We start from the raw sequence: 343 nt of genomic DNA on the forward strand, positions 1-343 counted from the left end.
GTTCATGGTGTGGTGTGACTTGTGGCAGTGGATAGCCCAGTCGCCTTCGTGGATCGCATCGAACTCATAGGCGCGCATGGCCCCCACGGGGATGTCGATCGATACCTCGGGCCAGCGGGCGCTTTTCGGAACCCAGCCGCCGTCAGTGCAGGTCACCTCGAAATCGTAGCCATGCATGTGGATCGGGTGGTTCGTCATCGTCAGGTTGCCGCAGCGCACGCGCACCCGGTCCCCCTTGTTCACCACCAGCGGGTCGATATCCGGAAAGACCCGGCTGTTCCACGTCCAGAGATTGAAGTCCGTCATCTCCATGATCCGTGGCAGGTAGGTGCCGGGATCAATG

At 61.2% G+C, this 343-nt stretch carries 1 protein-coding gene; it reads right to left on the reverse strand.

Annotated features, from left to right (window positions below):
- On the reverse strand, positions 1 to 342 hold a 342-nt coding region (locus tag A3764_RS21150), incomplete at its 3' end, for a multicopper oxidase domain-containing protein (RefSeq protein WP_330220552.1).
- Between the last annotated feature and the right edge of the window lies 1 nt (position 343).

The sequence above is a fragment of the Sulfitobacter sp. HI0129 genome (assembly GCF_001635395.1).
In the GTDB taxonomy this organism is placed as follows: Bacteria; Pseudomonadota; Alphaproteobacteria; order Rhodobacterales; family Rhodobacteraceae; genus Sulfitobacter.